General features: G+C 57.7%; 10 protein-coding genes. All 10 read right to left on the bottom strand.

Going from position 1 to position 7,097, the window contains the following annotated elements; translation table 11 throughout:
* The coding region (locus tag CXF87_RS11235; RefSeq protein WP_157826511.1) for a hypothetical protein at window positions 1-359 on the bottom strand (359 nt) is incomplete at its 3' end.
* Window positions 352-528, bottom strand: coding sequence for a hypothetical protein (locus CXF87_RS21620; RefSeq protein WP_157826510.1), 177 nt, complete (start codon window positions 526-528; stop codon window positions 352-354). The genes CXF87_RS11235 and CXF87_RS21620, both read right to left, overlap by 8 nt.
* The gene (locus tag CXF87_RS11230; protein ID WP_015077951.1) at window positions 525-1,562 is read right to left on the bottom strand and encodes a hypothetical protein; all 1,038 of its coding nucleotides are present in this window, start codon (window positions 1,560-1,562) and stop codon (window positions 525-527) included. Before CXF87_RS11230 ends, CXF87_RS21620 begins: the two co-directional genes overlap by 4 nt.
* A complete protein-coding gene (locus tag CXF87_RS11225; RefSeq protein WP_101146690.1) occupies window positions 1,562-1,954 on the bottom strand; it encodes a hypothetical protein in 393 nt (130 codons plus the stop codon). Before CXF87_RS11225 ends, CXF87_RS11230 begins: the two co-directional genes overlap by 1 nt.
* Window positions 1,947-2,303, bottom strand: a complete 357-nt coding sequence (locus CXF87_RS11220) for a helix-turn-helix transcriptional regulator (protein WP_015077950.1) — start codon at window positions 2,301-2,303, stop codon at window positions 1,947-1,949. The genes CXF87_RS11225 and CXF87_RS11220 overlap by 8 nt, the downstream gene beginning before the upstream one ends.
* Window positions 2,304-2,518: 215 nt before the next feature.
* Window positions 2,519-3,088 (bottom strand): helix-turn-helix domain-containing protein, encoded by a 570-nt coding sequence (locus CXF87_RS11215; protein WP_015077949.1) that lies wholly within the window; start codon window positions 3,086-3,088, stop codon window positions 2,519-2,521.
* A 369-nt stretch (window positions 3,089-3,457) separates the two neighbouring features.
* On the bottom strand, window positions 3,458-4,792 hold the full coding sequence (locus CXF87_RS11210) for a helix-turn-helix domain-containing protein (RefSeq protein WP_015077948.1): 1,335 nt from the start codon (window positions 4,790-4,792) through the stop codon (window positions 3,458-3,460).
* 249 nt (window positions 4,793-5,041) lie between these two features.
* Window positions 5,042-5,428, bottom strand: coding sequence for a hypothetical protein (locus tag CXF87_RS11205; protein ID WP_157826509.1), 387 nt, complete (start codon window positions 5,426-5,428; stop codon window positions 5,042-5,044).
* Window positions 5,429-5,436: 8 nt separating this feature from the next.
* Complete coding sequence (locus CXF87_RS11200; RefSeq protein ID WP_015077980.1) at window positions 5,437-5,670, bottom strand: helix-turn-helix transcriptional regulator; 234 nt, start codon at window positions 5,668-5,670, stop codon at window positions 5,437-5,439.
* 162 nt (window positions 5,671-5,832) lie between these two features.
* On the bottom strand, window positions 5,833-7,097 hold a 1,265-nt coding region (locus CXF87_RS11195), incomplete at its 5' end, for a tyrosine-type recombinase/integrase (protein WP_157826508.1).

Raw genomic sequence — 7,097 nt, 5'->3', positions numbered from 1 at the left:
TTTTTGCGCTCGCAAAGCGTGCGCCCCTTCGTGATCAGCTGACTTGTGACCGGATTCAAAATATCGCCGAGCTCGCGACGATCATTTTCGATACGAAGCTTTTTCTCTGATGCTTCTTTGAGCCGCTCAGTCAGCGCGTCGACTTCAAACTGAACAGCACGCAGCGCGTCTTGTGGGCTTCCGTGTTGAGCGATCGCGGCAGTGAAGCGCCCTTGGGCGGAAACGCCACTCAATTCACGGCGAAGGCGATCAGCCTCACGTGTTGCCGCAATCCATTCACGGAGATCGGGAGTGTTCAGAGTGTCCAGGCGGTCGGCCTTGTCCATCAGCGTGTCGCGGGTATCGGTGTTATCAGTCATTTGCTTTCTCCTGAGCTTTCTTGCGGTTTGTGTTCATGGTGTCCATGGCACGCCACAGGCGGCGTAGGCGGCGCAGTCGTAAAAATGCGGTGTGATCACCAGTGAGAGCACGCCGGTGTAAGCGATCTTCCAGCCGATCGCGCTGTAGTGGATCCCGGGGCGCCGTCATGACTTGTCCTTGGGAGCGGCTTTGAAGATGTCAGCAGCTTGTTCAGCAGAAATACCCAGTTCTTTAGCCGCCGCTAGCAGCTTGTCCCGGGCGTTGGCATTGCCACCCAGGGCAGCGGCTCGTTTGCTGCCATTTGCTGTTTTCTTGGGTTTAGTTGCCGTGGCACGGCTCTTCCGACGTAAGGCCTGCCGGGCGCGATCGAAGTCCCTATCACCGGTGTCCTGAGCATTTGCCGCCATCGGACGTGAATCTTGCTTTTTCGCTTGGCGATCGGCGGCTTTCTGCGACGTACGCTGAATTGCCGTGCCGCCCCCGCGGGCTTTCTCGATAGCTCTGGCCAGGAACGTCTGAACAGAACCGCCACCTTCCACTTCAGACATGGTGCGCAAGACGTGCTTACACGCGACGCCCGACAGGCTGGGGTTCGTGATTTTTGGGTAACCGGTTTCCGGACGGCCCGCGTTGTAGCGCCCAATGGTTGCGATATAACGGCGACGATAGCGGTGATGTTCACAGTCACAGTCAAAGCGAATACGGCCCCGTACGAGCTCCCGCGCGGCTTTACGCGGGCTCAACCCGCCGTTTGCCACCAGACCAGCGAACTCTCCGAACTCAACGATCACCTGATGCCGAGCTCGCTTGCTCTGCGGACTTGAGCTCGTCATGAATCGCACTTCTAACGCCCCGTCTTTCGCTTGGCGTGAAGCAGCGGCGACAGCCGTAGGAATCTCCGTCCGTGCTCGATGCCGGTCTTTGCGCAAGCTCAGATCGATCACCTGGCGAGGAGTGATGCCGCCCTTAAAGCGATTGCCCAGGGCGCGGGCATTGCGACGAAAAGCAGCTAGATCCGCATCCGTGATAGGCCGCTGCTCACCGTCGAGCGTGGTAGTCATCAAGCGACCAGCATCGTAGTCACCCTGGACTTCCCGGGGATCGAGGATGTTGGTCGCCCCACGGCGCTGCCGGGCGTCATCACCGAGCCGGTCGCGCAGCTCTTTTGAGGAGCCTTTGACTGAGCCGACAGAAGAAGCCATCAGCCCTGCTGCTCTTCCATCACGCCGTTAATGGAGCTAGCCGCTGCCCCAAGAGCGATAACCAGTAAAAAGGCCCTCGCTGGGCTGAGACGATCGCCCAGCGCGACAAGGTTCAGCTCTTCAAGCACGCTATCAATCGAGTGACTCGCGTGACTGAGTGCTTCATCGCGTATCTCGCGAGAGAACTCTTTAACGCTGTGCTCCATCGCCTCGTGCTGCGTTAACGTCTTCTGTTGCGGCTCGCTTGCCGCGCCGATAGCGAACTCAACGGTAGCCAGGGCGCGCCGAATCGCATCTTCAGACAGCTGACCGCCGTCCAAAGCAGCCGCTAGCTCTTCTCTGGTGAGCTCCATCGCGCTGCGCGCTTCTATTGCATATTCGTTGTTAGGCATGGTGCTGAGCTCCTTGAGTGCTGCGGCTAGCGGTCTTGGGCTTGGGTTTTGCTGATGTCGGCCGCGTAGCTTCATCAAGTACGGACTCAAGCCAGGCTGTGATGTCGCTAAGTCGATAACGGATGGTTGTTGAAGTCAGCGCTACGTGGGGCGGCGGAGTTCGATTCAGCAGCACATGGGTCATGCGTGACTTTTTCAGCAGTCCGGCCGAGATGCTCAGTACATCCGCTGCTTCACGGGTACTCAGCAATATCTGGTCATGCGGCAAGTCCATCGCGCAGTCGAGTATTAGCTCTCGCCGCTGTGCGCGCTTATCGCGCTCCGATGTCATTTTGCTGTTGCTGTTCATGGGCAGTTTCCATAAGGAATATCGGTGCTAACCGGGGATAACCGGAGATACGAGGTACATGCTAAGGGGGGAAGAAATGCCGCTAACGTCCAATTTTCCGGGTTGGGAAAAGCAAATAGCGGGCACAAAAAAACCCGCACTCGGCGGGCTTGGTTCGTACGAAAGGAACGGATCAGGCGGCAGCAATTTCAAGGCCAGACAGAGTGTCAGGCGCGTCAGCAATCATCTGTCGATCGACGTAAGCGCTGGAACGCCGGCACAGCAAGAGCAACATCGCTAAGCGCAGCGGTCGCGTCTGATAATCGAGATCCGGCCCGCATGTCATCCCACGAAGGGTTCAGCTCAATGACGCGCTCAAGCGCCCTTTGTACAGCTTCGACACTCGGCATAATTTCTGCCGACATCTCACGAAACTGAATGATAAGGGCGTCTCGAACTGCTAGATCGTGTACATGTCGCTCACGTCCACGCGCTGCGCTGGCATTACAAACATAAGCAAGCTCTCGCCAGGTCGGCCCAGGCTCGTCAGGCTCACTCTCTTCAGTCAGGCCCAGCAGAAAATCAACTTTAACGCCGCATGTGGTAGCAATCCGGTTTAGCACCCAGGGGGCGGCGCCGTCTTCAAGATCTACACCGGATTCGAGCTTTGGCATGAGATTCGAATCAATCGCGATAGCTTCGGAAAGACCAGCTTGACTGAAACCGGCTAGCTGACGGGCTTCTCGTATACGAGTGCCGACAGCACGGTTATATTCAGCGACTTCTAAACGAGTGGGGGCAGGCACAGGGAATCTCCATAGCTAAGGAATCAGCGATGGTAGGCGACTCTCTTCACTCAAAGACTGCAGATTATCCAGGGCAAGTAATACGGACGGACTGGTTATCACCCCACCAGGCTACGCCCTCAAGTAGTACGCATGGACCACTGACCGAGCGATATCATCTGCGATGCAGAGGACAGAGCTACCCTCCTATTGGCTACGCCACAAGTAATACGGACGGACCTGGGTACACCTTATCTATACGGTATGCTTAAGTAAGCCGGGCAGACCCTGAGCGCTACCTAGCCATGCTCTTAGTCAGACACATGGATCTGGTGGCAGAAGCTCTCTATTGGTTACCACCACAAGTAATACGGACGGACTTGGGTACACCTATTGGTTGTTGGTCAACATCCGCTGTACTTGGCTTACGCTGGTTTCCATAGCAGTGGCGATCTTTCGGTAGCTGAACCCTTCATTGCGCAGTCTTTGCGCTTCCTCTCGACGTTGTTCAGCTTGAGACAGGTATTCCCCGCGATCGAGAGCACCGGCCTTGCGGCGATACTCTCGCTTACGTTCAGCATCCCGACGCTTAGCCTCAGCTTTGCTGATGATTGTTTTAAGCTGTAGTTGTTCATCGTCAGTAATCTGGAACGTGTCGATCAGCGTTGCATTGCGGGGGGTATAGAGCGGAGAGTACATTTGTCCGTTGAACTCGACCTTCTCGCCTCTCGCATGAGCTTTGGCCTTGGCAAACTGAGTGCTTAGGTCACAATCACGATATGACCAGCCGGGGGCAATCTCAGCGGCAAGGGTACGCGCTTCGTAATGAAGATGACTGGCCTTGATGGGCTCAGCGAGAGCCAGAAAGTTTATTGACCAGTGAAGGAACAACATCCGCTGCCCCTCGATGCTGTGGGCGCGCATCTTGGCAAGGGTGCGTAGATCTTCTAGCCGATCCCAGGCCAACGTGCGCTGAGACAGCTTGCGTAGCCCGTGTAGACCGCCTTTGATTACCCGCAGCCCCCTACTTGCTTCTCGCTGCTTAATCGTCTCTCTTAGCGCTTCACGGGGCATATCGACCAGTTCGTCGAAAAGCTCATCAAAACCGTACCTGGCCAGATCTCCGTCCGTACCTCGGTCTTCCCATACGACACGGCACACTTCACCCGATTTGCTGTTACGCGTTCCCTCCAGCCGCAATACGCGACTGGCATCTTTCGCGCCCGCATCGGCTCCCAAGTGCTCGAATCGCTCTACGAGGTTGCGCTGAGCCAGGTTCCATCTCATTAGCGCCTGCCGGGGCACAGGAGTGCTCAACAGCCACTTGAGGTGAACGCCACGGCCACTGAACACGATTAGGGAGGGGGCAGGTATACCCTCGTCTTTACAAGCCATCAGGCAACGCATAGCCCACTGATCGCCGTCGAGGTGAGTGGCCTGGCCAGGATCAATATCAAGAAACAGAAGCCCGATTCGGGCGAGATTAACGACGCGCCGGTTGGGTGCCGAGAATTCGCCCTGGGATATGTAGCAGTCACGATCGCGGGGGGCTGCCTGTATGACGCTCGGCAACTGATTGAGACGATAGGAGCTCTGCCGTAGACGTCCGCCGTCGGCGCTCTGTCGAGCGAGGACGGAGAACCATCCCCACCGCTCTGAATCGTGATAATTCTTTGGCTCTGAGATGAGGTCAAGCTGCGCGGGAACGGGATTTGATGCGCTCATGTGCGCACCCCGTTTCCACAGCGGGTGTTATCCGCTAAAAATTGGTTTATACTCAACATACAGATTCACGCCCTCCAAGGCGTCTGTAGCCCCGGTCTCCTTTTTGCCTGCCACAGCTTCCAAGGATTCCGGGGTTTCGCTTTTCTAAGGCCTCTCTCTCGGCCCTCTTCGTAACATTGTGACATAAAACGTCCAGATGATGCGGTGAAGTCGAAAAAATCCCCAGGTAGCAACCACTTCTTATAAAATTCATGCGCTCTTCCCTGGGCTCGTCTTTGTCTGCGAACTCATCGGTGGCTGACTTCTGCCCGCTCGATAGAGCTTCAAAAGGCTCTCGGCTTTTTCGATGCTTCTCACCGACAGGCGATAGTCTTGATACAGCGCTTGGCCGCCGTGCCGGTGCATATGCGGGCGAGGTTGCTGTAAGAATTCAAAGCCTTTTTGCCTCAGCTCAGCAATGGAGCTATGCCAGCATGTGTCGCCATTAACGCGCAACGCGTCCAGGGCGCACACATAGCGGCTCTCGTGGTAGGCCTCGACAAGGAGTGCTAGCGAAAGCTCGATCTTTAGCGGCGGCCGCGTGAATAAAGCGCTTTTTTCGGCATCGGCTAAGATGCGATCCATTGATATTGTCATGACACCCCCTAGCCTTGAGCGGTGCGGCGTTCGACCGCGTTACGCTCTGCCCACTTCAATAGATCACGCCGGCGATAGCGGACGAGACGACCCAGCTTTACCCACGGCGGCGCCTTATGACCGAGTAGCACTCCACGTACGCGGGAGTTGCGTAAGGTCAGGGGTGATAGACCGCCCAGCAGGAAAGCGGCCTGCTCGTCGGTGAGGTATTCGGGAGTGATATCGTTCACGTTGTTCTGCATATTCGTCTCCAGTTGTGTTGACGCACATCACTGCACATCACTGTGCGTCACTGGACGATACCTCCATGACTCAGGCGCATTTTGGCCACTTTTCCGGTTTGAATATGACAAGGTCGACGTCCTGGTCAGCCTTATCGTTGCTGAGTGATGGGCGGGGGCAAGTCAAGCAGACGCTGTGGTGTTACGACGAAACGGCACCACGGCGTCGCCGGGGTCGTTAATCACGTGGTCATGCAACAGAGCGCCCCACCGCGCAATGACTTCACGCTGTTCTGAACGGTATCGCTGATGCTGATAAACCGCTTCGATGGCGTTGGCCGGTGCGTGACCAAGCAACCGCTCGATGATGTGAGGAGCTACTGCCAGATGCTCGCCCCATAGGGTGGCGGCGGATCTGCGCAGGTCGTGGACGGTGAACGGCTTTTCAGCACCCAGGCGAGCCAGCAGGCCACCTCCTTTGCCTCGCTGATCAGGTTGCCGCTGTAGGCGTTTGACGGCGGTGCTCAAGCTATCCGGGGTCAATGGCTTGTCATGGCCGATCGCACGGAATACCGGCCCTTTAGCGGCAGGCAGGCGCGCGCGCAATATTTCCAGCGCCTCTTCACATAGGTATACGTCCCGGGGCTCCTTGGTTTTTGTGCGGGTCGCCGGCAGATGCCACACGCCATGATCGAGATCTACTTCTTCCCAACGCATCCCGGCCACTTCGGCACGCCTGGCCCCGGTCAGGATAAGCATACGCAAGGCGTCGACCATTGCCGGCGACAAAAGGCAGGCCTCAAGGGTGGACCAGACTTCCCGCAATTCCTCGATCGTCAGGGTGACGCTTCTCGTCTTTCCGGCTTTGCCGCCATAGGTAGATGGCTTCATGCCAGCGGCGGGATTGTCTTCGATCCAACCTTGGCCATGCGCCCATTCCAACGCCGCACGTAGCGTCGACAGGGTGGCCCGCGCCTGTACCGGCGAGCTCTCGGCGGCGCGGGTCAGCTCCGGGGCAATGTGCTGTCGGGACAGCTGATCGACCGGCACTCCGTCGAGACGCGACAGATAGGCCTGCCAACGTTGGCAATGGGCGGCCAGAGTCGACGGGGCGAGCTCTCCCATGCGTTCCAGGTGAGCCAGCCAGCGGCGCATCATGTCGCCGAACAGCGGGACCACCTCGCTGGCAGCAACCAGGTAGCGCGGGTCATGGCCACGCGACGCAGCGGCCGCGTTCTCCCCGTGTCGCTCTCGGGCCTCGTTTAGGCTCCACTGTGGCCACGGGCCAATTTGGACATCGACACGTCGACCAGGGCGCCGGCGTAACGGTTCGCCAGGCGTCGCGGGTGGAAGATGGCCAGCGGATACCGTCAGTCGGGACAACCAGGCGCGGCGGCCAGAGGGATAAATCATCAGCATCAAGCCAGGTGCCGGCGCCCCGGTGTCGG

This window comes from Halomonas sp. MES3-P3E, from assembly GCF_002836035.1.
GTDB classification, from domain to species: Bacteria; Pseudomonadota; Gammaproteobacteria; order Pseudomonadales; family Halomonadaceae; genus Vreelandella; species Vreelandella arctica.
Note: the sequence above shows the minus strand (reverse complement) of the source record. Positions and strands in the feature narration are given on the sequence as shown.

Coding starts and splice junctions, on each gene's coding strand:
- CXF87_RS11210 (WP_015077948.1), bottom strand. CDS start 4,792: ATGAGCGCATCAAATCCCGTTCCCGCGCAGCTTGACCTCATCTCAGAG.
- CXF87_RS11225 (WP_101146690.1), bottom strand. CDS start 1,954: ATGCCTAACAACGAATATGCAATAGAAGCGCGCAGCGCGATGGAGCTC.
- CXF87_RS11200 (WP_015077980.1), bottom strand. CDS start 5,670: ATGCAGAACAACGTGAACGATATCACTCCCGAATACCTCACCGACGAG.
- CXF87_RS11220 (WP_015077950.1), bottom strand. CDS start 2,303: ATGAACAGCAACAGCAAAATGACATCGGAGCGCGATAAGCGCGCACAG.
- CXF87_RS11230 (WP_015077951.1), bottom strand. CDS start 1,562: ATGGCTTCTTCTGTCGGCTCAGTCAAAGGCTCCTCAAAAGAGCTGCGC.
- CXF87_RS11205 (WP_157826509.1), bottom strand. CDS start 5,428: ATGACAATATCAATGGATCGCATCTTAGCCGATGCCGAAAAAAGCGCT.
- CXF87_RS21620 (WP_157826510.1), bottom strand. CDS start 528: ATGACGGCGCCCCGGGATCCACTACAGCGCGATCGGCTGGAAGATCGC.